The organism is Caldichromatium japonicum (assembly GCF_011290485.1).
In the GTDB taxonomy this organism is placed as follows: Bacteria; Pseudomonadota; Gammaproteobacteria; order Chromatiales; family Chromatiaceae; genus Thermochromatium; species Thermochromatium japonicum.
This window is the reverse complement of sequence record NZ_CP048029.1, coordinates 960,956-984,444: the sequence shown is the minus strand read 5'-3', so window position 1 is coordinate 984,444 and position 23,489 is coordinate 960,956. Positions and strand designations below refer to the sequence as shown.

The 23,489-nt window shown below is 61.2% G+C and carries 20 protein-coding genes and 1 pseudogene; 5 read left to right on the top strand and 16 right to left on the bottom strand.

Going from position 1 to position 23,489, the window contains the following annotated elements:
• Entirely contained in the window at positions 1-1,227 is a 1,227-nt protein-coding gene (gene bamB / locus GWK36_RS04840; RefSeq protein ID WP_166270188.1) for an outer membrane protein assembly factor BamB, read from the top strand.
• 72 nt (positions 1,228-1,299) lie between these two features.
• A complete protein-coding gene (gene der, locus GWK36_RS04835; protein WP_166270187.1) occupies positions 1,300-2,709 on the top strand; it encodes a ribosome biogenesis GTPase Der in 1,410 nt (469 codons plus the stop codon).
• Here der and GWK36_RS04830 read toward each other — a convergent pair.
• The 9 genes from GWK36_RS04830 to GWK36_RS15825 all read right to left on the bottom strand — a co-directional run bounded on the left by GWK36_RS04830 (position 2,687) and on the right by GWK36_RS15825 (position 15,361).
• Complete coding sequence (locus tag GWK36_RS04830; protein ID WP_166270186.1) at positions 2,687-6,751, bottom strand: hypothetical protein; 4,065 nt, start codon at positions 6,749-6,751, stop codon at positions 2,687-2,689. The two genes, der and GWK36_RS04830, sit on opposite strands and share 23 nt — an antisense overlap.
• A 252-nt stretch (positions 6,752-7,003) precedes the next feature.
• Positions 7,004-8,629: a hypothetical protein gene (locus tag GWK36_RS04825; RefSeq protein ID WP_166270185.1), complete on the bottom strand. Its 1,626-nt coding sequence runs from the start codon at positions 8,627-8,629 to the stop codon at positions 7,004-7,006.
• 143 nt (positions 8,630-8,772) lie between these two features.
• Positions 8,773-10,611, bottom strand: a complete 1,839-nt coding sequence (locus tag GWK36_RS04820; RefSeq protein ID WP_166270184.1) for an alkaline phosphatase PhoX — start codon at positions 10,609-10,611, stop codon at positions 8,773-8,775.
• 107 nt (positions 10,612-10,718) lie between these two features.
• A complete protein-coding gene (radA, locus tag GWK36_RS04815; RefSeq protein WP_166270183.1) occupies positions 10,719-12,089 on the bottom strand; it encodes a DNA repair protein RadA in 1,371 nt (456 codons plus the stop codon).
• A 2-nt stretch (positions 12,090-12,091) separates the two neighbouring features.
• A complete protein-coding gene (locus GWK36_RS04810; protein WP_166270182.1) occupies positions 12,092-12,589 on the bottom strand; it encodes a J domain-containing protein in 498 nt (165 codons plus the stop codon).
• A 13-nt stretch (positions 12,590-12,602) separates the two neighbouring features.
• Positions 12,603-13,664, bottom strand: a complete 1,062-nt coding sequence (locus tag GWK36_RS04805) for an HDOD domain-containing protein (protein ID WP_166270181.1) — start codon at positions 13,662-13,664, stop codon at positions 12,603-12,605.
• A 44-nt stretch (positions 13,665-13,708) separates the two neighbouring features.
• Entirely contained in the window at positions 13,709-14,083 is a 375-nt protein-coding gene (locus GWK36_RS15835) for a helicase C-terminal domain-containing protein (RefSeq protein ID WP_343033144.1), read from the bottom strand.
• Positions 14,017-14,832 (bottom strand): ATP-dependent DNA helicase, encoded by an 816-nt coding sequence (locus GWK36_RS15830; protein WP_343033143.1) that lies wholly within the window; start codon positions 14,830-14,832, stop codon positions 14,017-14,019. The genes GWK36_RS15835 and GWK36_RS15830 overlap by 67 nt, the downstream gene beginning before the upstream one ends.
• A 157-nt stretch (positions 14,833-14,989) precedes the next feature.
• Entirely contained in the window at positions 14,990-15,361 is a 372-nt protein-coding gene (locus GWK36_RS15825) for a DEAD/DEAH box helicase (RefSeq protein ID WP_343033142.1), read from the bottom strand.
• An 89-nt stretch (positions 15,362-15,450) separates the two neighbouring features.
• On the opposite strand from GWK36_RS15825, the gene GWK36_RS04795 reads away from it, so the two are divergent.
• The 3 genes from GWK36_RS04795 (at position 15,451) to GWK36_RS04785 (ending at position 16,666) form a co-directional block, all read left to right on the top strand.
• Positions 15,451-15,966, top strand: coding sequence for a metallophosphoesterase family protein (locus GWK36_RS04795; protein ID WP_166270180.1), 516 nt, complete (start codon positions 15,451-15,453; stop codon positions 15,964-15,966).
• Positions 15,967-16,106: 140 nt separating this feature from the next.
• A complete protein-coding gene (locus tag GWK36_RS04790) occupies positions 16,107-16,268 on the top strand; it encodes a hypothetical protein (protein ID WP_166270179.1) in 162 nt (53 codons plus the stop codon).
• A gap of 77 nt (positions 16,269-16,345) precedes the next feature.
• The gene (locus GWK36_RS04785; RefSeq protein ID WP_166270178.1) at positions 16,346-16,666 is read left to right on the top strand and encodes a hypothetical protein; all 321 of its coding nucleotides are present in this window, start codon (positions 16,346-16,348) and stop codon (positions 16,664-16,666) included.
• A 21-nt stretch (positions 16,667-16,687) separates the two neighbouring features.
• Here GWK36_RS04785 and GWK36_RS04780 read toward each other — a convergent pair whose 3' ends face one another.
• From GWK36_RS04780 to GWK36_RS04750, 7 genes and pseudogenes are all read right to left on the bottom strand, one after another.
• Positions 16,688-17,197, bottom strand: a complete 510-nt coding sequence (locus tag GWK36_RS04780; RefSeq protein ID WP_166270177.1) for an FKBP-type peptidyl-prolyl cis-trans isomerase — start codon at positions 17,195-17,197, stop codon at positions 16,688-16,690.
• A 7-nt stretch (positions 17,198-17,204) separates the two neighbouring features.
• Positions 17,205-17,555, bottom strand: coding sequence for a hypothetical protein (locus tag GWK36_RS04775; protein ID WP_166270176.1), 351 nt, complete (start codon positions 17,553-17,555; stop codon positions 17,205-17,207).
• 76 nt (positions 17,556-17,631) lie between these two features.
• Positions 17,632-19,494, bottom strand: a complete 1,863-nt coding sequence (gene aprA, locus GWK36_RS04770; protein ID WP_166270175.1) for an adenylyl-sulfate reductase subunit alpha — start codon at positions 19,492-19,494, stop codon at positions 17,632-17,634.
• Positions 19,494-19,976: an adenylyl-sulfate reductase subunit beta gene (aprB, locus tag GWK36_RS04765; RefSeq protein WP_166270174.1), complete on the bottom strand. Its 483-nt coding sequence runs from the start codon at positions 19,974-19,976 to the stop codon at positions 19,494-19,496. Before aprB ends, aprA begins: the two co-directional genes overlap by 1 nt.
• A gap of 39 nt (positions 19,977-20,015) precedes the next feature.
• Positions 20,016-20,852: an adenylyl-sulfate reductase gene (locus tag GWK36_RS04760; RefSeq protein ID WP_166270173.1), complete on the bottom strand. Its 837-nt coding sequence runs from the start codon at positions 20,850-20,852 to the stop codon at positions 20,016-20,018.
• A gap of 220 nt (positions 20,853-21,072) precedes the next feature.
• Positions 21,073-22,266 carry a sulfate adenylyltransferase gene (gene sat, locus GWK36_RS04755; RefSeq protein ID WP_166270172.1) on the bottom strand — a complete coding sequence of 398 codons (1,194 nt, stop codon included), beginning with the start codon at positions 22,264-22,266 and terminating at the stop codon, positions 21,073-21,075.
• 179 nt (positions 22,267-22,445) lie between these two features.
• Positions 22,446-23,410 (bottom strand): annotated as a pseudogene (locus GWK36_RS04750) (IS630 family transposase).
• Positions 23,411-23,489 lie beyond the last annotated feature (79 nt).

Sequence of the window (23,489 nt, the reverse complement as noted above, 5' to 3'; positions counted from 1 at the left end):
ATGGCCAAGATAGGGTGGCAGCTTGAGGTGATCCTGCCGCGGCCTGGGGAATGGTCAGTGATCGGACGTCTTGGCCCGCCCCTGGTCTTCGCCTTGTGGTTATCGGGCTGTGGCATGATCCCCTGGCTGGCACCTGAACGGGACCCGCACCCCCCCTCGCCCCTCCCGCCCCTAGCCCAAGAGCAGGGTCTGGTGGTGTCCTGGTCGGCCCAGCCGACTCGCGGCACTGAAGGGCGCCAACTGCGCCTTGTGCCGGCGCTCGCCGCTGGGCGGCTCTATGTGGCAGACGCGCCTGGGCGGGTCGTGGCACTCGATGCGGGCTCAGGACGCGAGCTCTGGCGCCGCGAGACCGGTTTAAAGATCAGCGCCGGCCCAGAGGTTGCCGGCGAGCGTCTCCTCGTGGGGACCAGCCAAGGCGAGGTGGTCGCCCTGTCCCTCCAGGACGGACAAGAACTCTGGCGGACCTCGGTCGGTGCCGAGATCCTGGCCGTTCCCCGCTATCGCCCCGACCCATCTGCTGGCGGACGGGTGATCGTCCATACGCTCGATGACAGTATCTATAGCCTGGACGCAGCGACGGGACAGATCCAGTGGCGGGTCAATTATCCCCCGCCGGTCCTGACCCTGCGCGGCAGCAGCACGCCGCTCTTAACCGAGGACGGGATCGTGATTGGGCTGGCAGGCGGCAAGCTGGTCAAACTCAGCCCAAGCGATGGATTGCCGCTTTGGGAGGTCGTCATTACTCGCCCAGGCGGACGCACCGAGCTTGCACGTATCACCGACATCGACGCCGATCCCATCTGGGTAGGCGAGACGATCTATATCGGCGCTTACAACGGCGACCTCGCGGGTGTTCAAGACAAGCGCGGCGAGGTGCTCTGGCGGCGTAAGCTATCAGTCCATGCAGGGCTGGCAGCCGATGCCGAAGGGATCTATATCACAGATTCGGAGGACCAGGTGTGGGCTGCTGATCCTCGGGACGGCGCCGGGCGCTGGAAACAGGATCAGTTGCACTATCGGCGGCTGACCGCACCTGCCATCCTGGGGAATAATCTCCTGGTAGGCGACCTAGAAGGCTATGTACATCTGCTCGCCAAGCGCGACGGCGCCCTGATCGGGCGCGCCCGTCTAGCCAAGTCCAGGATCAGTGCCCGTCCCCTGGTTGCCGAGGGGCGGGTCTATATCTATGGCGAGGATGGTACCCTCTGCGCCTTGCAGCAGCCCTAGCCCTAGTACCCATGAGGAACGAGCGATAAATCACACCGGTGGGCAACCTTGCCCACCCTACCCCTTTGAGCCATGTTGCCCGTCATTGCCCTGATCGGCCGGCCCAATGTCGGCAAATCGACCCTGTTCAATCGCCTGACGCGCACCCGTGCCGCCTTGGTCGCCGACCTGCCTGGCCTGACCCGAGATCGCCAGTATGGGATCGGACGGCTGGGTTCCAGACCCTATGTCGTGGTCGATACCGGCGGCATTGGTACGACCCCCAGCGGTATCGAGACCCTGATGGAGCGCCAGGTCCAGCGCGCGATCGACGAGGCCGATCACCTGCTCTTTCTCGTCGATGCCAGGGTCGGTTGCACCCCGGAGGACCTGGCACTCGCCCAGCGCCTGCGCCGTCTCGGCAAGCCCCTGACCCTGGCCGTCAATAAAAGTGATATCGGCAATCCGTCGATCCTGTCCGCCGACTTTCACCAGCTTGGCCTCGGCGAGCCCTGGACAATTTCTGCCACGCAAGGGATGGGTGTCCATGACCTGATCGAACAGGTCCTCGAACATCTCCCGGAGACTGTGGCGGGTACCGACCTGTCCGCCGCAGACCCCGAGCGGATCAGGGTTGCGGTCGTCGGTCGTCCCAATGTCGGCAAATCCACCCTGATCAATCGGCTGCTCGGCGAGGAGCGTCTGGTCACTTTCGACAGCCCAGGCACCACCCGCGATAGCATCTTCATCCCCTTTGAACGTCCCGGCCAAGAGCAGCGTTATACCCTGATCGACACTGCGGGCCTGCGCCGCCGCGCCCGCATCGATGACCCGATCGAAAAGTTCAGCGTCATCAAGACCCTGCAGGCGATCGATCAGGCCCATGTCGTGATCCTCGTCCTCGATGCCCGGGCGGGGATCGCCGAACAGGATGCCACCTTGGGCAGCCACATCCTCGACAGCGGGCGCGCCTTGATCGTGGCGATCAATAAATGGGACGGTCTAGAGCCCGAGCTTCGTGCCCAGGTGCGCACCCAGTTTGAGCGCCGGCTGCGTTTTCTCGACTTTGCGCCGGTCTATCGCATCTCGGCCCTGCATGGGACGGGCGTAGGCCATCTGCTCGATGCCGTGGATCTGGTCTATGCCAATGCCAACCGCGATCTGTCCACCCCTGAGCTCAATCGCCTGCTCGAATCCGCTGTCCAAGAGCACCCACCGCCGCTGGTGAAGGGTCGGCGCATCAAGTTGCGCTATGCCCATCAGGGTGGACGCAACCCGCCGTTCATCATCATCCACGGTAACCAGACCGAGGCGGTCCCCGAGACCTACCAGCGCTATCTCATCAACCGCTTTCGCGAGGGTCTCGACCTCTTCGGGACCCCGCTGCGTATCGAGTTCAAGACCGGACAGAACCCCTATGAGGGCAAGCGCAACACCCTCACCCCCCGGCAGATCGCCAAGAAGAGACGTCTCAAACGCCTCATCCAGCGCCGCGAGCGTTGACCGGCGTGTCGATCTCTTGCCCCCCTTGCTGTCCGGGCGCACCGCTAACCCCATCGAGGCTTAGATCATCCGCCTGCGCACCCGCCGCGCCCCTAGGCCGCTCCAGCCAAGGGCTCGGGTGGGTGAAACTCAGAAATCCCCAGCGCAACCAGGCGAGCAGATGGGCCGCCAACCATAGGGCCCAGGCAAGCATCAGGACGCGATAGACCCAAAGGGGCACCGAGACCACCCCGATCTGCGGCAGCAGCGGTCCCCCGCGGTCCTGATACCAGTTCAAGACAGTGGCGCTGGAACCCTGCCCGCGCACCCACATCTCGGGATAGCCAAGCAGGCCCTGTTGCACCACGCCGATCAGGGCCGCAAGCGCCACCAGGGTCAGGGCTACCAAAGCGACCTGGATCAGGTTGAAATGCCACCAGCGCAGCTGGGCCGGATCGAGCCGACTGCGCCAGCCCAAGGCGAACAACCAACCCGCTACCATAAGGCCGCTCCAGATCGAGGAGAAGGCCAGACCCAAGCCGAGCAGCAGCCAATCAGACCAGCGTAAGGGCGTCAGGCGTAACCGGGCCAGGATCAGGGCAAGCCCAAAGACGATCGCAAACAGCCCCCAGAACAGCACCGCCGGACCCATCCCCGGCCCCCAGACCCAAAGCACCCAGCGATCATCCGGCAGATGCAGAGACTGCCGGATATTGACCGCCTCTTGGCCCAGATCTGGACGAGGTGGGCTGAAATTCAGGGTCAGGGGCCGATCAGAGCGCCAGCCCAGCCCTAGCATCTGGCTGCCCGGGACCAGAGGCAGATCGATCCATCCAGTACGGGTTGCCGGGAGCGGCAGAGCGCGGCCATCGGCGCTGAGGGTGCGCAGCTCAGCACCTGCGGGCAAATGCAGTCGATAGGTTCCACCCTGAGTGCTGCGGGCGTTCAGGGTCAGGGTAGCATCGCTACCGCGCTGTCCGGGTGCGACCTGTAGGCTGACCTGATCGAGCGTCAGGGTAGATCCGGGGACGGCCTCTGGTCGGCTCAGGCGCAGGGTCAGACGCTCGCCAGGCAAGGGGCGCCACTGTGGCAGGCAGCCGTCGCCCTGGCCCTGGGCATGGATGGGCGCAAGATCCATCCCCTCCAGATGCCAGATAGGGGCCAGCTTCAATACCCAGGACTCGGTCAGATGCGGATCGGTGCTGGCGGTCAGGGTCAGGGCGCTGACCGGCTCCAGGCCACCTGACCAGGCAAGCTCGGTCTGTCCTGGGGCCAGGGCCACCTGCACCTGACCATCCGCGATTTTAAGACCAGCGGTCTGGACCGACTCGCCGGGCAGCAGCGGCACCTGGACTAGAACCGGAAAGGCCGGTGCGGAGAGCCGCCGCACTCGGGTCTCGACCCGCCACACCAATCCGAGGTCGAGCCGGCGCTCGATCAAGAGCAAGGGGGGTAGGGCGTCCTGGAACAGCGGACGGTCAGCCGTTGTCCCTGACTCGGCTAGCCGCAGCAACTGAAACTGCGCCCCGGGACGGCCCTCGGCAGCCAGACCCTCGATCCGCCAGCCCTCGGCAAAGGCCTCGACCCGGTGCGGCTGGAGCGCCAAGGCAAGATCGACCCGCTCCGCTGCCCCCAATGGACCCTGCATCTGCAACCGGTGACGTCCTGGGATCAAGGGGACCAGCAGCCGCCCCGCCCCATCGCGCCGCAGGCGATCGAGCGCTTCGCCATCGAGCACGATCCGCGCCGGCACCCAGCCGGAGCGTCCGTCCAATACAGGGGCGGCGAGATGCGCCGCTGCATCCAGGCTGAGCTCCAGGGTCAGCTGATCAGGGGCAACCCTGATCTCTAAGCTTGCCAGGCTCAAGCACTGAGGCAGACACTCAGGCGGCCTCAGCAGGCGGGTGCGCAATTCCTGCAAGAGCTCGGGGCTGGGGAAAGCGCTTGCCTGCGCTGCAGCGGGCGGCTCGGCACTGGCAAGACGCGGGATGCCGGCGGCGCCAGCCAGCAGGAGGCCCAGACCGATCTGGGCGAGGGGCATCAGGGGCAAGACCGACCCTGACCGCCCCTTGGCGAAAGACACGCGCAGATCCAGACCTGCCAGCCGGATACCCAGGATCACCAGCAGCACCGCCCCGATCAAGGCCCAGAGCAGATTGACCGCCGGCGTCAGCAGCCATAGGCGCGCACCGGCCTCGGGTCCCACTGGGCCCGTCCAGCTCAGTTCGAGCGAGCGCCATTGCCAATCTGGGATGCCCGGACCGGTCTGGATCAGGGCCTTGGGGTCCAGGCGTTCGAGCGGGCGGGGTGCTGGGGCCGATATCCCGATCGCCTTGTCCTGCATCAGGGATTCGGGCAGAGGCTCGCGTGCCAACGCTGGGGCACGGCGCCCCTCGTCCGCTACCACCTTGGATCTATATACGCCGGCCGGTGTCGGTGGCTCGGGCATGGCAAGCTGCGGATAGATGGCGTTGCGCACCTCAGCGACCAGAAACGGCAGGCCGATCACCAGCAGTGTCAACAATGCTAGGCGTTGATACCAGCGTATCAAGAAACCCCAGCGTTTTAGGCCTTGACTCCTAGGCTGGTCCGGCAGCAGGCGCAACAGGGCCGCAGCGGCCAAGAGATGCAGCCAGACCAGATGGGGTGCGCCGGATTCGAGCCAGGTTAGACCCAGCGCGATCAAGGCCAAGAAACCCCAGCCCAGGCCCCACAGACGCCCGACCCCGAGCGTGATCACCAGCACCAAAAAGAGATCGAGCAGGGTCCAGCGGTTCAACCAGGTCTCTGGAGGCTGATCCGAGCCGAAGGCGGCGAGCACATCCCAGCCCGGCGGCAGATTGACTCGGGCCGTGGCACCATCCAGGGTCAGTGCCCAGCCCGAGGCCGGTATCCAGCCGGCATCTCCTGAGATCCGGCTCTCAGCGACCAGCTCCAGGTCACCGTGTCGCACCTCGACCCCCGGGGGGGTTTCGGGACTCACACGGCTGATCAGCAGCGGTCGATCGTCCACCCGTACCTGACCAAGCTCTACCCCCGGGCGGACCTCGATCCGCCAGCTTCGGGTCAGGTTACCGCTCAGCCGGTCGCGCAGGCTCCAACCCCCGCCGGCGAAATCGAGCCAGAGCTCACGGTTCAGGCGCAGGCGGTCGGGCTGGGGGTCAGGATCGCCGCGTCCAGTCTCAGCAAGACTCAGGGTCTGCTCAGGCTCGGCAGCATAGACCGGCAGGCGCGCCCATTCGGGCGGGATGCCGGACTGGGTGGGATCGAGCCGTTCCAGACCGTGCGGTTCGACACGCCTGCGCTCGGGATGGGCAAGGAAGGCCCAGACCTCGCGCTGGGGCCAGGGCGCCGCCAAAGCAGGACACCTCAACTGGTCGATCAGCCCTGGGTGCTGGCTCGCCACCTGGACGATAAAGCGCCCCGGACGGGCCTGGAGGCGCAAACTGCCATCCGGCTCAAGGCGAGTCGGCAGGGAACTGTGCAGGTCAAAGGGGATGCCGCCGGCGAGTAACACCGGACCCAGGTGGATCTCGCGGGCACGCCCAGAGATGGAGAGTTCGAGCCGGGTTAGCACCCGCAGCGGCAGGTCGTCATCGATCAGCCGGTAAACCCTGACCTCGAGCCGCTCGCGCTCCTCGCTAGGGGTCTGGGCGGGCTCCCGCAGCCATAACCGCCCCTCGCGATCGGGCTGGACCGGGCGCGGTGCACCCTGCGCCTGTACCAGGGTGACCAGCACGGTCTCGGGCGGCAGGGGCAGCGACTCGGGCGGCTGGCGCCAAACAAAGCGTCCGCTCAGGCGATGATGGCCCGCTGGCAGAAAAACCGCCGGGCGTCCATCCCGTAACACGACCGGTGTTGCTTGATCCGCGGTCTGGACCGACTCCGGCCAGTGGGTCTCATCGCCAGGCAACCAGACCCAAGCCGACGCTGCCAGCGTCCACTCCTGGACAAAGCGCCCACCGCCCTCAGCAATCTCTAACGACAAAACCCCTGGCCAGGCGCATAGGCGTTCCTTTCCTTGGTCATCCAAGGTGCAAAGACGCAGGTCGCGTCCAGGCATCCCCTCCTCCAGGACCCAGGGGACCCAGGGTTCGAGCGATAGAGGGATGGCAGGGGCAGGGGATCCAGCGACAGATGGCGGCTGGGCGCTGGTCGAGTCGCTCAGCCCCGCCAATGCTGCCAATATCGCAACACAGCGCCTTAGCGACCATCCACTGCCCACCCGCCTACCGATTGGGTGACAAACCGCCATCGCCTGGTCTCCTGGGTAAGATGCTAACTCGCTAAGGATAGAAGCTTTTCAGCGACAGCATCAGTAGCCGAGCAACGGCTCCTTGATCCCAGTGGGGGTATAGCGATCCACCCAGGGGTGGACATCAAAGCCGGCGGTCTCGATCATGGCGTCCCGTCCCTCGATAAAGCTTTGTTCCTTGACGATGACGCGATAGGCCTTGTTAAGTTGCATGGCGCGCTCAGGTGAGGCATAGAGCAGAAGGCTGATGTCCTCGCGCAGACGCTTAAGCATCTGCGGCTTGAGTTCACCCTTGGCGTCAAAGAAACGGGCCATCACCTCGCGGTTATGGCGAAACTCATCCCCTGCCCCATTGACCTTGAGATAAAAGGCATACTCAGGCTCACCATCGCGTCGCAGGGGTTCAGGGAGCCCCTCGAGTCCCTTCTGGCTCCAATGGAACCAGCCGCGCTGGAAGTGATCGGCCCCGAGGCGACGCGGAAAGGCAAAGCTTGAATCGGTGGTTGCCCCAATCCCGCCATGACAGCCGATACAAAAGGCCAGTTCCTCATAGCTTTGCGGGCGCAATTGACCCTCAGCATCCTCGATTAGGCCCGAATAGACCCAGCCCTGATCGTTGCTTAGACCAGATTCAAGATTGCCGCGAAAGGCGCGTACCCGGTCGGGGAAGTCGTGGCGCTCTTTAAACTCGGCGGCCTGGCGCAGATCGAGGTCCGCGTAGCTCATCCAATAACGCTTGATGGCATGGCGGACCTCTTTCATGCGCGCCGAGAGCTTGTTGTCGCCGCGTTCATCGACATCGATATAGCGCACGGTATGCAAAAACTCTGTCCCCTCGGGATAGAGGCCTGCTGCCAGATGCAGGCGTCCTGCCCGCTGTTCCTCAAGGGCCTGACCGACATACCACATCAACCGCCCCTCGCGCGGCGCCCAGTCATAACGCACCCATTGGGCCGTCCCGATCGCCCCATCGCGGTCGAGGTCCACCCTGCCGAGCGCCGCCTCATCGACCGGTTCGATCGGGATGTCGCGCCGGCGGATCAGAGACTCGACGATGGCGAGGTTGGTCTTATAGACCGTTCGGTCAAACTCACCGTTGAGGGCGCGTCGGAACGGCTCGGCTAGCCGGATCAGCACATCATCGGTCGAGCCATTGGTCGGCCAAAAGGTTCCGGGGAAGGGATAATAGGCAAAGGCCCGCCATCCCGTTGGCCGTCCTTCAGGGTCGAGGTCAAAGCCCTCCTCGTCAAATCGAAAATAGGCATCCGGAATAAAACCCTCCCAGCGCCCATTGTCGTTATAGTCCCAGTCCGCCGGCGGCTTGGCGAGACGCTGGGCGGGGATGATACGCCCCTCGGCATCCAGATAGTTGCTTTGACGGAGATAGGCGCGCATCTCGGCATCGCTGATCGCCGCCATCGCCGCCCGGCGGTCCTTATAAAGATTCTTCCAAGGGTTTTCCTCAGCAGGGGCTGGAAAGCTGAAGGCCAGCTGGAGATCCTGATCATTGATGTAATTCGGCGGCTCCGAGCGGGTGTGACAGGTATAGCAGGGGTTATGCACCCGCCCCTGGGCATCGACCATCTTCGTATAACACTGCGAGACGATATGGGGCGTTTCGTTCTGAAGGATCCGCTCATCGAGGCTTGCGGCTTCAGATAAGAGCCAGGGAATCGTCAAAGCCATTATAAATAGCCAGGATTGATGACGGGACATCTAGCATCCTCCATAAAAATAACGGCGGCCCGGCTACGGGCACGCCGTCAGGGAAATGCTGATCTAATGCAGGTGTCAGCGCGAATGCACAAAACGCCAGCTAGATCTCGGCCTTATTTATTCAAGGGCGGGAAGACGAAATAACCTGTATAGCCAAAGAGCTGGCCCGGTTCCTCGAGCTTATCCTCGTCCGATTCGCCATAGGGGTGCTGGACGACCGACATCAGATAGGCGAAGCCATTGATGTTTGGATATATATAGGGCGAGGTGGTCTCAGAGCCATAGGGCGTGGTTTGGAGACGGGTCAGCTTGCCTGAATTGATGTTATAGGCCCAGATGACGTCATTCTGGTGACCGGCGCCGGTATCCTCACCGATGATCAGGGTGTGATAGCTAGGGATATAGGTGATATTATCGGGGTTGGCGATCCCATTCAGGTCGCATTTGTTGACCTTGTCATAGTCAGGCGCTTCGGCAGACGCACCATAGTCCATGGTCAGCGGGCGGCCGACCACTACGGGGAACATATCGACCGCCGTATAGTTGCCGTCGAGATGCAGGCCATAGACCCCGCCGCAGACATTGGGCTGATCGAGACGAATATGGTTCGGGCCGCCACGGTCGTATTTGTCATAGCTCTTGGGCGGTTTGCCGGCGCGGCTGTAATCGAGCATGCCGCGGTCGATCTCGGACATGGCCACATACAGGCGCTGGCGGTCTGGGTCATAGGTGATACCCTCCATCTTACGGAACTCGGTGGTCCCGCCTTGCATGGCCGCCCAGCGCCGGGTCTCTAGGCGCGAGGCGATGTTTTCATCCTTCCAGTTGATCGCCCCGTCCCCATTGATATCGCGCAGACGCAGGCATTGGTGTGAACCATCGTCATGCCCGGCGTTGATTGAGGTAAAGCCTTCGGGACAGGTAGGCGGGGCGTCCTTGCTTGCGGCGACCGGCTCGGCCACATCAAAGATGTCTTCAAAGCGATAGCGGGCTATCCAATCGCGCACCTCTTGATCTGTGGTCCAACCCAGATAGATCCAATTGATCTTGGCCAGACCGGCCCCCTTGGAATCCTTCTGGTTCCACTGGGCCACCCAGAGCGCACCTGCGCTCAGGTTGCCCGGTTGGCTGGCGATGAACCGGAATAGACCGACATTGGTCCCATCATCTGACAAATAGACCGTCTTGCCGTCGGGCATCACATAGCCGAGTTCGAGGGCGATGCGGCCCATGGCATAGTGCTTCTGCACCGAGACGGTATTGTAGTCATCGACGACGACCTCGATCGGCCAGCCATAGTCATAGGGGTTCATCACCGTGCCGGCCTCTTCGGGCGTAGCGCGGAAATAGGCGGCCATAGCAGCGTTGTATTCGCTGATCTTGCCATCGCGCCACTGCTTGGCATCCGGCTCATACTCCTCTGAACCCAGATGGGTTCCCCAGGGCGTGACGCTGCCAGCGCAATGTACCCAGCCGCCATTGAACTGGGAGAAGTCGAGCGGACGGGTGCGCAGCGCGGTCAGACGGCCATTACCCGGGTCCTGAGCGAGCTCGGTGATATACATGGCCCCGGGGCGCGACTCGAAATGCGAGACCATATAGAGCTTGCCGTCGCGCCGACCGCGCAGCAGCGACGAAAAATCATTGTCATTAGAGATATAGGGCGAGCCATCTTCGGCAACCAGGGGACGGCCCTGGATGTCGTAGAGCTGACCAAAACGGAAACCATTGGGATCTTGGACCCCGGTCTGGCCCGAGCGCAGAATGAGCTGATAAGCGATGTTGATGGGTAGGCCATCAACGACGGCCCGGGTTGCGGTCAGGATGGCGCGTTTTTCGGCATCGGTGCGCGGCACCGGCGCTTGGTCGAGGAACTCAAGGGTGCCGGCAAAGGCGGCGGCGTTTACCAGGGCCGCGATGGCCGCAACGAGCGGGCGGATCTGGATGTGCATAGATACTCCCCTAGGGTACTGTCAGGTTCAAGATAGACGCGAGAAGCATACTGAGCGCTGATGACAGAACCGTGGCCCTTCGATGACAAATAATGGGGCCGGCTGGCTCAGAATGCCGCCTCGATCGCCTCGGACAATGTTTTGACCACCTGGATCTCGAGGCCCTTGATCCCCTCTTTCGGGGCATTGCCCTTGGGCACGATGGCGCGTTTGATCCCGTGTTTGGCCGCCTCGCGCAGCCGGTCCGGACCATTGGGGACAGGCCGGGCCTCACCGGACAGCCCGATCTCACCGAAGGCGGCGAGGTCCAAAGGTAAAGGGCGGTCGCGAAAACTGGACAGGACAGCCAGCATCACCGGCAGATCGGCAGCGGTCTCAGTGATCCGCACACCGCCTACCACATTGACGAAGACATCCTGATTGAACATCGCCACCCGCCCATGCCGGTGGAGCACGGCTAGGAGCATGGATAGCCGGTTCTGATCGAGCCCCAGGGCCACGCGGCGCGGATTGGCCAGTGGGCTCTCATCGACCAATGCCTGGACCTCGACCAACAGCGGGCGAGTCCCCTCCCGGGTCACCATCACCAGGGTCCCAGGCACCGCCTGATCATGTCGCGATAAAAAGATGGCCGAGGGGTTTTTGACCTCGCGCAGCCCCTGGTCGCCCATGGCAAAGACCCCCAGCTCATTGACCGCACCGAAGCGGTTTTTGATCGAGCGCAGGAGCCGAAAGGTACCGCCCTGTTCACCCTCGAAATAAAGTACGGTATCGACCATGTGTTCGAGGACCCGAGGTCCGGCCAGGGTGCCATCCTTGGTGACGTGGCCGACCAGAAACATGGCCGTGGCGCGCTGTTTAGCAAAGCGCACCAGTTGCGCCGCCGTCTCGCGCACCTGTGAGACCGAGCCCGGAGCAGAGGGCAAGGTCTCGGTATAGAGGGTCTGGATCGAATCGATCACCATGGCGCCCGGATGTTCGCGCTCGGCCTGGGCCAGGACCCGTTCGACACAGGTCTCGGCGAGCAGCCGGATGCCTGTGCCTGATAGCCCCAAGCGGCGCGCGCGCAATCCGATCTGCTGGGGGGACTCCTCACCGCTGATATAGAGCACAGGGAGGGTACCCGCCAGATGGGCGCAAGACTGAAGCAACAGGGTCGATTTACCGATCCCAGGGTCACCGCCGATCAGGATCACCGAACCGCTGACCAGGCCCCCGCCTAAGACCCGATCGAGCTCTCCAATCCCCGTCGGGAGGCGCGGCTGCTCATCGGGACTGATCGCCCACAGGTCCTCAATCTGGGCGGTCTGGCTTCCGGCATAGCCGCCCTCCCGCCCGCTGGCCATACGACCAGGGGATGGGCGGGGCCCGGCAACCTCTTGTAGGCTGTTCCAGGCCCCACAGTCCGGGCATTGGCCGACCCATTTGGGATGACGCGCACCGCAGGCATTGCAGACATACGCGACCCTGAAGGCCATGGCTATTCGCCGAGCAGCCGCCGTTTGGCGGCGTTGATCCGCGCGGCCAGATAATCCGATCCGCCGCGGTCGGGATGCAGGCGCTGCATCAATCGGCGATGCGCGGCGCGGATGGCCGCGGCATCGGCCTTTGGCCCTACGCCTAGGATGGCGCGGGCCTCCGCCTCGCTGAGCTCATCGGCACCGTGCGAGGCGCGCCGCGAGCTTGCACCCTCCCCTGGACCTCTGGCCCTGTTGCTATTGAGCGCCTGCCAGAGCTGATGGAGCAGCGGCAGGGCGGACAGAAACCGGCCCAGCAAGACCAGGGCGGCGCCGAGCAGGGCCAAGAGCAGGCCCAAATGCCCGGTGAGAACGGCGAAGAGTAACAAGACGATGACGCCCCAGAGCGCTGCCTGCCCGAACCGGCGCATCAATACCGGGCGCGGGAGGCGGCGCAGGTGCTGTACCGCCCACAGGATCAGACCCAGGAAGGCAACGGCTACGACAAGACGCAGGATCATGGCTGCGAATGCCTCAAGCGGTGGATTCGACCAGCAATCGCCGATAACAAGGGTCGGCCATCAGTGCTGCCGCATCGAAGTCCCCAACAGAGAGATGACCTTTATCGATCAAGAGATGGAGCTTGCTGTAACGCTCCCCGAGCCTGAGACAGCGACCGAGCGGGGAATGCGCCCCTTCCCCATCGGGTTCGATCTGTTCACTGAGTGCTGCGATGACCTCCTTGGGAAAGCTCCAGTCCTCGATGATCCGCTGTGACAGTTGCCGGGCCAGGACGATGAATTCGCGATAAAAGGAAGCGGCGCGCGGCAAAGGGTCGTGACCGAGGGCGAGTTGTTGGTCCATGAGCCGCAGACCAACAATCAAACCCAGGTTGGCCACCAAGCCAGATAGATAGGCAGCAAACATATCCTCCTCGAACCGTTTGGCAAGACAGTGGCAAACCAGGGCGCAACCCTCGGACTGACACCAGACGCGGGCTGCCGCCTGATGGATGACATGACCGCCGCGCAGTTTGAAGATCGGATAAAAGGCCACCCGGGCGATGAGTTGCTGGAGACCGTCCCGTCCCAGAAGCACGATTGCCTGTTCGAGACTGGCGATCTTGCGGGCACGCCGGTAGTAAGGGCTGTTGGCCACGCGTATCACCTCGCCCACCAACACAGGGTCCTTGGCGATCTGGCGCGCAAGCTGGATCCCACTCATACGTTCGTCCTTGAGGCTACGCATCACCTGAGGGATGACCATCGGCAGACGGGGGACGAGCTGGTTGGAAAGCCTTTGCCCAGCGGCAACCTGCTTGAAGGCATTGAGCAGGGAGGTCTCGCTCGGGGTGAGAGGGAGGTCTTCGAAGGCGTCGCACTCAAACAGCCAGGGATAAAACCAGTCATCGACCTGCTGCGACGAGACCGCGCAAACCGGCTCGGCGAGTTCATCGCAGCCCGAGGCCTCCCACGACTCAGGCTCAGCGACCGATACATCCGTCTTTGGAGGTTTCCGAAAATCGCTGTTCGCCGCCTCATGGTCCCTATTCGGCCTGCCCCCAAACAAACAGGCAAGCCAATTTACGATGTTCATCGGTAATCACTCAAGCCTTCTGATGAAGCCGCACCCTGACCTTCTCACCGCTCAGTCACTGCCTCCACTGCGAAAAAGCGCCGTACATCGGCGATCGCTTGGGTCTGGGTCATCGGTGGCAGGCTGTTGAGAAAGACCTGTCCATACCCACGCGATGAGAGGCGCGGGTCGCAGATAACCAGGACGCCCCAATCCTCGCTGCCTCGGATCAGCCGCCCAGCACCCTGTTTGAGGGCGATCACCGCTTGAGGTACCTGGTACTCCCAGAAGGGGTCGTGACCCGCCAAACGCAGTGCCTCGATGCGCGCAGCCAGCACCGGGTCGCCAGGTGAGGCAAAGGGCAACCGGTCGATCAGGACACAGGATAGGGCCTGACCACGCACATCCACCCCCTCCCAAAAGCTTGCGGTCCCCAGCAAGACCGCATTACCGAGTCGACGAAAGCGTTCGAGCAGCTCAGCCCGGGGGCTGCCCCCTGAATCGATAGCGGATAGCGAATCCGGTCCGCCAATCCCTTGGCGACCTCGCGCAGGGCGCGATGGCTAGTGAAGAGGAGAAAAGCCCGCCCCTGGCTATAGTCCAACAGCTCGCACGCCAGCTCCAGCAGATGCCGATTGTAGTCGGCTGCCGAGGGTTCGGGCATCCTATGCGGGATGAAATATAGCGCTTGCCGGCGATAGTCAAAGGGGCTATCCCAGCGCGCGGTCTCGGCCTGCTCGATCCCTAGCCTCGAGGTGAAATGGTCGAAGTCCTCACCCATGGCTAGGGTCGCCGAGGTGAATACCCAGGCCGCGCCGGGCTGTTTGAGACGCGAGCGAAAGACCTCGGCGATCTCGAGCGGCGTTTCATGGAGACGCCAGCTGCGTCCGGCGGTCTCAAACCAATGAACCGCATTGTCTGCAGGCGGTCTGGCCAGCCGATTGAGCCGCCCCAGCAATTCCTGCACGCGCTCCAGACAGGCATCCAGCGCCTCGTGATGACCTGCAACCGAGGCCAGGACATGGATCAGATGCTGGATCTGGGGGGTAAGCCCAGCTAGGGCCTGCTGGACCCTTGCCTGCGCCTCCAGCTCGCCCCAGGGACCACGCCGGTCGGATTCGCCTAGGCTCAGGCGCAGCGCCTGGACCGCCGTACCTAGTCGCAGGGCGCATTCCCGCAATGTCGGCACGCATGCCATAGCCTTGCGCCTTGCCTCCAGCTCGCTGTCGTGCGCCAGCTCCAGATCGGTATATCCTCGGGGATCGACAGCTCAGCGATATAGCCGCTTTGGGTCATTTGGGCCCAGTCGCGGATCTGTTTCAACCAGGCATGCTGTTCGCGATCGATCAGGGAGAGTTGGGAGAACGCCAATTGCAGACGGTGGCGGCAAAGATAATTGCCCCGCCCCTTGAGCAAGGCGCTGTCAGGGGGATTTGGAGCGCATCCCGGATCAGAGGCAGGTCGTGCCGGAACAATTGATCCTGGAGGTGGCGCGTGGCGGTGGAGACGATGACCTTGCGCACCGACAGCATCGCCGGTACCAGGTAAGCAAAGGTCTTACCGGTCCCTGTACCCGCCTCGCAGACTAGTACCCCGCCACAGGCGACGATCGCCGCGACCCGCTCGGCCATCGCCTGCTGTTGAGGCCGATGGGTAAAGGCCGGGATCGCCTCGGCCAAGCAGCCGGCCGGACCAAAGATAGATGACAAGTCAGGCATGGCGATTTCAGGGGCCTAAAGATTGCGGCAATGACCGTATCTAGCCATCATAGGACGCAAAAGGGCGTTTTCCCCGAGTCATCATCATCATGAAGATTTGTATCCTCTCTGACAGCCATGATCGCGGCCCCATGCTGGCCACTGCCATCGCCGAGGCCAAGATCCGCGGTGCCGAATGCGTCCTGCATTGTGGCGACCTGATCGGGACCAATACCTTGTTGGCTGCGCTCAAACTCGATCTGCCGATCCATGTGATCCACGGCAATAATCTCGGCGACCCCGTGTCGATCTCCCGTCTCGCCTGCCGCTCGAACGGTCAACTCAGCTATCATGGCAATGATGCCGATCTCGTGCTCGCCGGGCGGCGGATCTTTATGACCCATTATCCGCATATCGGCGAGGCCTTTGCCTGTACTGGTCAGTATGATTTGGTGTGCTGTGGCCATAGCCATGAGCCCGAGATCCGCTGTCTCGATAATGCAAAAGGCGGCAAGACCTGGTTGATCAATCCCGGAACGGTGGCCGGCTTAGGTGCGCTCGCTGCAACCTGGGTCCTAGGTGACCTGGACAGCCTGAGCTTTGAATTGCAAGAACTCGAACGCTAGTCCCATGCCGATAGGATGGCCCTGCCCAATGAAGATGCCGCGCAATGCCAGAGCTGCGAATCCAGGCGAGCGCTTGACAGGTGGCTGAGGGCGCAGTAGCTTGCAAAGCGCTTCGTTTTATCTTGATATGGTAGGCAACCATGAGCGAACCCGCAAAAGCCCGTCCCAAGGTCCCCGATGGCTATACCCGTTATGCCGTCACCCGACAAAAAGAGCCTAATGAAAAGGGGTTCGTCGGTTATGAAATGATCTGGGAGCCCTTCCAAAAGGAGATCCCGTATCAGACCCCCAAGCGCCCCTGAGTCCGTTGGCCGCGTCCCCTTGCCTGGGGCGCGGTGTTTAATACAAGCCCCCTTTCAGTCGGATCACTTGCAATCCCATGCGTCTGATACTCGATCAGGCAAGGTTCGATACCCTCCAGGCCGCCTTTACCGCCGAACTCGTCGAACGGATAAGGATCAAGCTGATTGAGGCCGGCATCTGTGCCGATCAATTAGAGGATTTAACGGCCAGTATCGCCTTGAGCATTACGGGGGTCATCGATGATCTCGCGCCCATCCCTTCCACTACGCTCGAAGTCCATCCTTATTTAACATTTCGTCTGGGCGAGGATGAGCTCATTCATTGCGGCGAGAATGCCTATACCTATGATCAGGTCTATGGTGTCATGCAAAGGCTTTTTCGCAAGGTCAAAGGATAGACCTGGGCTATCCCGCCATATTCAAAGCGGCCTGACCGGTAACCCGCTGAGATCAGGCGCAGATTCAAGCGCGCCGCCTGCCATGATCTCTTCCTCGCTCGCCTCGCGCACACTAAGGATCTCGAGCTCAAAGACAACCGTCCGGCCACAGAGCGGATGATTGCCGTCGAGCGTCAGGGTCTCATCGTCCATACTTACCACGCGAAAGCGTCTGATCTGGCCCTGGTCATTCTCCATCAGGATCTCTAGACCCAATTGGTGATATGCATCAGGGACGTTGCTTAAGCGATCGATGACCACGAGTGACTCATCGCGTGGTCCATAGAGTGCCGTACAATTGATCGGGATACTGATTCGATCGCCTGCTGCCTTTCCCACCAGCTCGGCCATGACCTGCGGCGAAAGGATGGTATTGCGTCCCTGGACATAGCCTAGGGGAAACTCGACCGCGCTCAAGACCTCGCCGGTTTCTTGATCCAGCACGCGATAGATGAGCTCGACGAACATGTCGTCGCAGATCGTATAGCTCATGACACCCTCAAAAGATCGAGGCACCAAAGATGCGCACCTCGCCATCCTCATAGCCCAATACCATCCGGCCCAGCCATTCGCCCTCTCGGACCTTGCAGCGCACCCGATATAAGACCGTGACATGCTCGCCGCGCCGGATCAATCCCAGACAGTCGCGCTCTTCGGAAAGGTTACGGGCGAGCTCGCTATGGGTGAATTGTTTACCCATCTCGATCTCATTGAGGCCCCGCCTTAGATTCAACGAGAAGTGACGGATAAACTTCACATAATTGCCTTCGTTAGAGTATCTGACCAATTCATCCCACAGCGGATGGGCGATCGCCAGGATCTCGTCATCGCTTAATTCATTGATATTCATCGTGCATCTACAGAAAAAAGCCTGGGCCCCGAACGGCCGGGGACCCAGACCTCGATTCAGCGAAACACCTGGTCGTTCAGTCTTCAACCAGATGATAACAGGGTGCCTTCTCCATGGTGTATTCGCCGGTCTCGGGATCGCGGCGCGAGACGGTCAGGACATGCCAATTCTCATCATCGAGCTTGAGATAGTCACCGCGATAGTAATACCCCGGCCAGCGAGTCTCTTTGCGGAACAGGGTATGGTGCATTACCGCCTCGGAGGTGAGATGGCGATGCTTGAGCTCCCAGGCGCGCAATAGCTCATGGATATTCTCGGCACCCAATTTCTCAAGGTCTTCCTCGAGATATTTGAGCTTCTTCAGACCAATGTTCAATAGCTTTTCATTGGTCATATAGTTGGTGCTGACACCACCGCAGTATTCATCCATGAGCTTTTGCAGGCGATCGAGCCCTTGACGCGGGGTGATATAGTTCGGGTTGACCGTGCCCGCGGTGATCTCGTTGCGATAGATCCGGTAATGCTCCAGAGGCTTATAGATCTCGGCGCGGCGGCGATTGATCTGCTCGTCCGAGACCCGAATCCCCTCGGCCTTGCCGTCGTCGATATACTTGCAGGCCGCCTTGGCCGCCAACCGACCCTCGGTGAATGAGCCGGAGGAGAAGGCATGCGGGGTACCGCCCACGGCATCGCCGGCACCGAACAGACCTTCGACCGTGGTCATCCGGTTATAGCCCCAGAAATACTCAGGCGGCGAGACATCCTCGGGACCAGAGCACCAGGCACCGCAGCCTGTAGCATGGGAGCCCATGACATAGGGCTCAGAAGTGGTCAGTTCCGGATTCTCATTCTTCGGATCGACATCGGTCGCTGCCCAGAGCACGGCCTGGCCCACGGTCATCCCCAAGAAGTTGTGCCAACCGATCTCTTCGAGATGCGGGTCCTGGAAGGCCTCCATGGTCACCATATGGATCGGGCCGCGCCCTGCATTGACCTCACTGATCAGGGCATGGTTGCGCAGACAGGTGGGGATTGGGCGATGGGTCAGGTGCCAGGAATCGGGGTCCAGATACTCCTTACCGACCATCTGTTGCAGCTGCGGCCACCACTTGGACTCGTATTCCTCGCCATAGCCGTTTTGGGTATAGGTCTTGAGATGCAAGAAATAGGCTCCGACCGGCCCATAGCCATCCTTGAAGCGCGCCAGCACGATCCGATTTTCCATCTGGGTCATCTTGGCGCCCGCGCCGATCAGAAGCCCATAAGCCGAGCCGGACGACCAGGGCGCATACCAGACGCGGCCCGCTCCCTCGCCCACTGAACGGGGCTTGAAGATATTGGAGGCGCCGCCGGCAGCCACGATCACCGCCTTGGCCTTGAAGACATGACAATTGCCGGTACGTACATTAAAACCGATCGCGCCGGCGACCCGATTGGGCCGGCTCTCGTCCATCAGCAAATGGGTGACGCAGATGCGGTTATAGACCTTGTCGGCGGATTTCTTGGCTGCCTCGGCGACGATGGGTTTATAGGACTCGCCATGGATCATGATCTGCCAGCGACCTTCGCGCTGATAGGCCCCAGTCTTGGGGTTGCGCATGATCGGCAGGCCCCATTCCTCGAACTGGTGCACGGTCGAATCGACATGCCGAGCCATGTCAAAGAGCAGATCTTCGCGCACCATGCCCATTAGGTCGATACGTGCATAGCGGACATGATCTTCCGGTTTGTTCTCACCGAAGCGGGTACCCATGTAGCAGTTGATCGCATAGAGACCCTGGGCCACGGCGCCGGAGCGGTGGATATTGGCCTTTTCGGCGATGACGATCTTTTTGTCCTTGCCCCAATAACGCGCCTCGAAGGCCGCACCCGTGCCACCCAGTCCGGCGCCGACGACGAGGATATCGATATCGTCTTCGATGATCGTTTGGTAAGCCATCAGTAGAACACCCCTTGCTTCATCTTCAAGCCAGCGGCCTCGAGCGTATGCAGCCCCCCTTCATCGAACCTGAGATATTTCGGTTCATTATAAAGAAGCTGGCTGTCGCGCATCTCTTTAGAAGGTGCATCGACCTCCTTTAGCTTGGGGATATGCTGGCCCCAGGGCTTGGTGGTGATCGGCGCGATCAGGGTCATGTCCTTCTTACCGTTGCGGAACATGATCCGCCAGGCCACGATGCCCTTTTCCTCGTCGCGGCGTACCCGCACGGAATGACCGAGGGGCGCAAAATCAGCATAACCGCGTACATCGATCGCATTGTGCGGACAGGCTTTAACGCAGGAATAACACTCCCAGCACATATTCGGTTCGATGTTATAGGCACGCCGAACCGTGGTATCGATATGCATGATATCCGAGGGGCAGATATCGACACACTGACCGCAGCCGTCGCAGCGGGTCATATAAACGAATGTTGGCATCTTCGGTTCCTCGTTTGGACTTGATTCAGTGAATCAAAATCAGAAGTGGGTCGGTGTCTCGCGCCTGATACCAAGCCCCATATAGGGAGGAGTGTCGCCCATATATTTGGGGATGTCCGGATAGCGTTCCTTGACGAATGGGCTTGATAAATCGTCTGGAATTTCAGGTAGCTTATCCATTGACCCATCGGCCTTGGCAATCTTCTTTTGAAAGGCTGCGGCTGGCTTATAGAACATATGGGCAAACTTAGACCAAAAGACCGTGCCAAACAGTGTAGTTGCGGCGGCGATGAAGATAAAGAAGGCGATCCAGGCCAGGGTATCCAGACCGATACCTTGCAGAACCGACCAGGCCAGCGCAAATGTGGTCATCAACAGCAACGAGACGATGAATAGATCGGCCAATAAATGGACATCATGCCAGGGATGTCCTTCCGAACGGACATCAACCCGGATCTTGAACCAGAACCAATAGCCGCCCACACACACTGACAACGCCCCTAGATGCCAGAGTAGCCCCGTCAAAAACGACGAATGACCCGGCAGCCCAAAAATCAGGAGTGCTGTCGTGACCACGAAGACGATAAAGCCGTACATGAGCATGAGATGCGATTTGCGCCGGTCGGGATTGTCAAATTCGCCGGATGTCAAGACCTCAACCAGGGTAGCAAGCGCAATGCTGATCTTTTCCCCTCCGCTCAATTCGCGCTTGGCCAGCTTCTTCAGCGTCTGGCCTTTCTCGAAGAAATACTGCGCGCTCTTTTTATGCATAATATCAAGCAGGGTGCCGCTAATGACCAAAAGGATCATTAGAACGACATAAAGCTGCATGATCGATGGCGGAATCGTCGCGGAAAGCTCGGCAAATGGATTCATAAGGATGCTTACCTCGTGCTCTGTTGACTACAGCATGACGCAGCGCGATTTTATAATGAATGAATCGATTACTGATTGACCGAGGTCAAAAAATACCGGGCTCGGCGTTCGCCCCACAGGATGGGGCGCCGTCCTGTTGGCCTGGGTCTGAGGGACTACCGCCGTTGAGGAAGGCGATCGGGATTTGGTCATGGTGTGAACCGGCCAACCCACATCTGGATCAGTGGCGGTCGAGACCTTGATAATAGGTCATCAGGATCTGAGCCACCTCGGGACGGGAGAACTCAGGCGGCGGGGCCTCGCCGCGCCCGAGCATCTCGCGCACCTTGGTGCCCGAAAGCTGGATGAAATCATCCGGGGTGTGATCTGGGGCATCGCGCATCATGACCACCCGTCCGAGCTTTTTAGAGTACGCCGTGTTATCGGCGCGGAAGATCTCGATCTCGAGGACACCCGGCGGGACCTCGCGGTCGAAGATGGTCTGGGCATCGAAGGGGCCGTAATAGTCGCCCACACCTGCATGATCGCGCCCGATGATGAAATGGGTCGCACCCATGTTCTGGCGGAAATAGGCATGGAGCACCGCCTCGCGCGGCCCGGCATAGAGCATGTCAAATCCATAGCCCGTCACCATCACCGTATTGGGCGGGAAATAGAGCTCGACCATCTTGCGGATCGCGGCATCACGCACCGGGGCCGGGATATCGCCCGGCTTAAGCTTGCCGAGAAGCATGTGGATCACCAGGCCATCGGCGCCGACTGCATCCATCGCCATTTTGCACAGCTCTTCATGGGCGCGATGCATCGGATTGCGGGTCTGAAAGGCGACGACCTTCTTCCAGCCGCGCTCCTGGATCTCATTGCGGATCTCGACGGCGGTGCGGAAGGTATCGGGAAAGTCGGACTGAAAGTACGAAAAGCTCAGGACCTCGATCGGACCTGAGAGCGCGATCCGCCCTTGGCTATTGAAGGTCGCGACCCCAGGATGCGCCATGTCTAGGGTGCCGAAGACCTTCTCGGTGAGAAAGCGCATCTGGTCCTCCGAGACCTCTTCGAAGGCCTCCACCTCCATGACCGCAAGCACGGGGTGACCCTCGACATTGGAGTCACGCAAGGCGATCCGCCGCGCTCCGCCAATCGCGTCGGTGGACTCGACGAGACAGAGGATCGGGATAGGGAAGAACCGGCCATCGGTCGTGCGCATTGATTGCGCGACGCTCAAGGCATCGGCGAGGTTCATAAAGCCTGCAAAGGGACTGAAATAACCGGCCCCCAGCATGACCGCGTGGCTTGCCGCCTGCGAGCTGACGACCAGCGAGGGCAAGGACTCGGACTCATGGGCGAGCTGATGGTGACGCTCGGGGTCATAAACGAAACGCGGTTGTAGCGTCTCTGAGCCGACTGGCTTGATCATGGGCGGGTAGCCTCCCGGGGCAAGGGATTTGCAATATAATAGCCTGCCGCTGGCTTAAGGGGCGATCACTGCCTCGGTCGCCCAAAATACCAGAAAGGCTACGGATTTGTGAAACGGCTTTTTTCTCCGTTTTGGGGTGCGTGTCCAGGCGCTGTTGATCCGAAACCAATGAACTTATATTACGCGGCATCATGGAGCTTGGGATGCTGGAAGTAGCGCATGATGCGTTGGGGGGAATTGAGAAGGCGGCGCAGGTGGCTGACGGTCGCCTTCTTCAGATCGCCCTTGGCGCGGGAGGGCGCCTGCGCGGTGATGGTGGCCTTGAGCATCTCGTTGGGGTTCAGTGCCGGGCTGTAGGGGGGGAGGGAGGACGCCTCGATTTGATTGGCGCATGCAGCCAGCCAGGCCTTGACCGGCTTGGTGTGATGCACGCGCAGGTTGTCGAGGATGAGGAAGATCTTCTTGCCCCTGGCGTCCTTGACGAGCCGCTTCATGAAGTCGATCAGGATGTCGGCGTTCATCGCCCCCGCGAACGCCTTCCGACGCACCTTTCCGCGGTTGGTCAGCGTCGAGATCACCGACAGGCCTTCGCGACGGTGCGTGACGCGAATCTCGGACGTCTTGATCGCCGGCGCATAAGAGCGCCCGCGCACCTCGTCCGAGCGCAGCCCCGTTTCATCGCCCCAGTGGATTTCGGCGCCCTCGGCCTTGGCGCGCCGGGCAATGTCCGGGTAGATCTCCTCAAGCCACGTCTTGCCCGCCGGCGGGCTTTGCTCATAGGCGCGCCGAATCGGTTTCTGGGGCGTCAATCCCCAGCGCGCCATGTACTTGCCTTCCCCCTGCGGCCTGAGCTCGATGCCAAAACAGCCGAGGATCAACTGCCGCACCGCCTGCCGGCTCCACAGCGCAAACGGCAGCTTCAGCTCATCCGGTGTCCCGTCGCACATGAGCTTGCGTATCTGGGCGTCCTGCTCCGCCAACAGCGCCCGCTTCTCACCCACCTTGCGCCCACCCCCCTTGCCCTGATGTCGAACACCCCTGCGCCCAACAATCCCCTCTGCGCGCCTATCGCTTCATACCTCCAGCCACGCCGCCGCTCTTCGCGCGCCGCAAACGACAGCAATCTCATGTCTCGTCTTTCCATGCCCACGACATCTGGACAGCTCACTCAATTTCAAAAGCATGTGTTTCTTGTCAATAACCTGTGAGCACTAGGCAGCGGT

Bases quoted from the DNA above. Each gene is read 5' to 3' on its own strand.
- bamB (WP_166270188.1), top strand. From the start codon at position 1: ATGGCCAAGATAGGGTGGCAGCTTGAGGTGATCCTGCCGCGGCCTGGG.
- der (WP_166270187.1), top strand. From the start codon at position 1,300: ATGTTGCCCGTCATTGCCCTGATCGGCCGGCCCAATGTCGGCAAATCG.
- GWK36_RS04830 (WP_166270186.1), bottom strand. From the start codon at position 6,751: ATGCCTGGACGCGACCTGCGTCTTTGCACCTTGGATGACCAAGGAAAG.
- GWK36_RS04825 (WP_166270185.1), bottom strand. From the start codon at position 8,629: ATGGCTTTGACGATTCCCTGGCTCTTATCTGAAGCCGCAAGCCTCGAT.
- GWK36_RS04820 (WP_166270184.1), bottom strand. From the start codon at position 10,611: ATGCACATCCAGATCCGCCCGCTCGTTGCGGCCATCGCGGCCCTGGTA.
- radA (WP_166270183.1), bottom strand. From the start codon at position 12,089: ATGGCCTTCAGGGTCGCGTATGTCTGCAATGCCTGCGGTGCGCGTCAT.
- GWK36_RS04810 (WP_166270182.1), bottom strand. From the start codon at position 12,589: ATGATCCTGCGTCTTGTCGTAGCCGTTGCCTTCCTGGGTCTGATCCTG.
- GWK36_RS04805 (WP_166270181.1), bottom strand. From the start codon at position 13,664: ATGAACATCGTAAATTGGCTTGCCTGTTTGTTTGGGGGCAGGCCGAAT.
- GWK36_RS15825 (WP_343033142.1), bottom strand. From the start codon at position 15,361: ATGCCTGACTTGTCATCTATCTTTGGTCCGGCCGGCTGCTTGGCCGAG.
- GWK36_RS04795 (WP_166270180.1), top strand. From the start codon at position 15,451: ATGAAGATTTGTATCCTCTCTGACAGCCATGATCGCGGCCCCATGCTG.
- GWK36_RS04790 (WP_166270179.1), top strand. From the start codon at position 16,107: ATGAGCGAACCCGCAAAAGCCCGTCCCAAGGTCCCCGATGGCTATACC.
- GWK36_RS04785 (WP_166270178.1), top strand. From the start codon at position 16,346: ATGCGTCTGATACTCGATCAGGCAAGGTTCGATACCCTCCAGGCCGCC.
- GWK36_RS04780 (WP_166270177.1), bottom strand. From the start codon at position 17,197: ATGAGCTATACGATCTGCGACGACATGTTCGTCGAGCTCATCTATCGC.
- GWK36_RS04775 (WP_166270176.1), bottom strand. From the start codon at position 17,555: ATGAATATCAATGAATTAAGCGATGACGAGATCCTGGCGATCGCCCAT.
- aprA (WP_166270175.1), bottom strand. From the start codon at position 19,494: ATGGCTTACCAAACGATCATCGAAGACGATATCGATATCCTCGTCGTC.
- aprB (WP_166270174.1), bottom strand. From the start codon at position 19,976: ATGCCAACATTCGTTTATATGACCCGCTGCGACGGCTGCGGTCAGTGT.
- GWK36_RS04760 (WP_166270173.1), bottom strand. From the start codon at position 20,852: ATGAATCCATTTGCCGAGCTTTCCGCGACGATTCCGCCATCGATCATG.
- sat (WP_166270172.1), bottom strand. From the start codon at position 22,266: ATGATCAAGCCAGTCGGCTCAGAGACGCTACAACCGCGTTTCGTTTAT.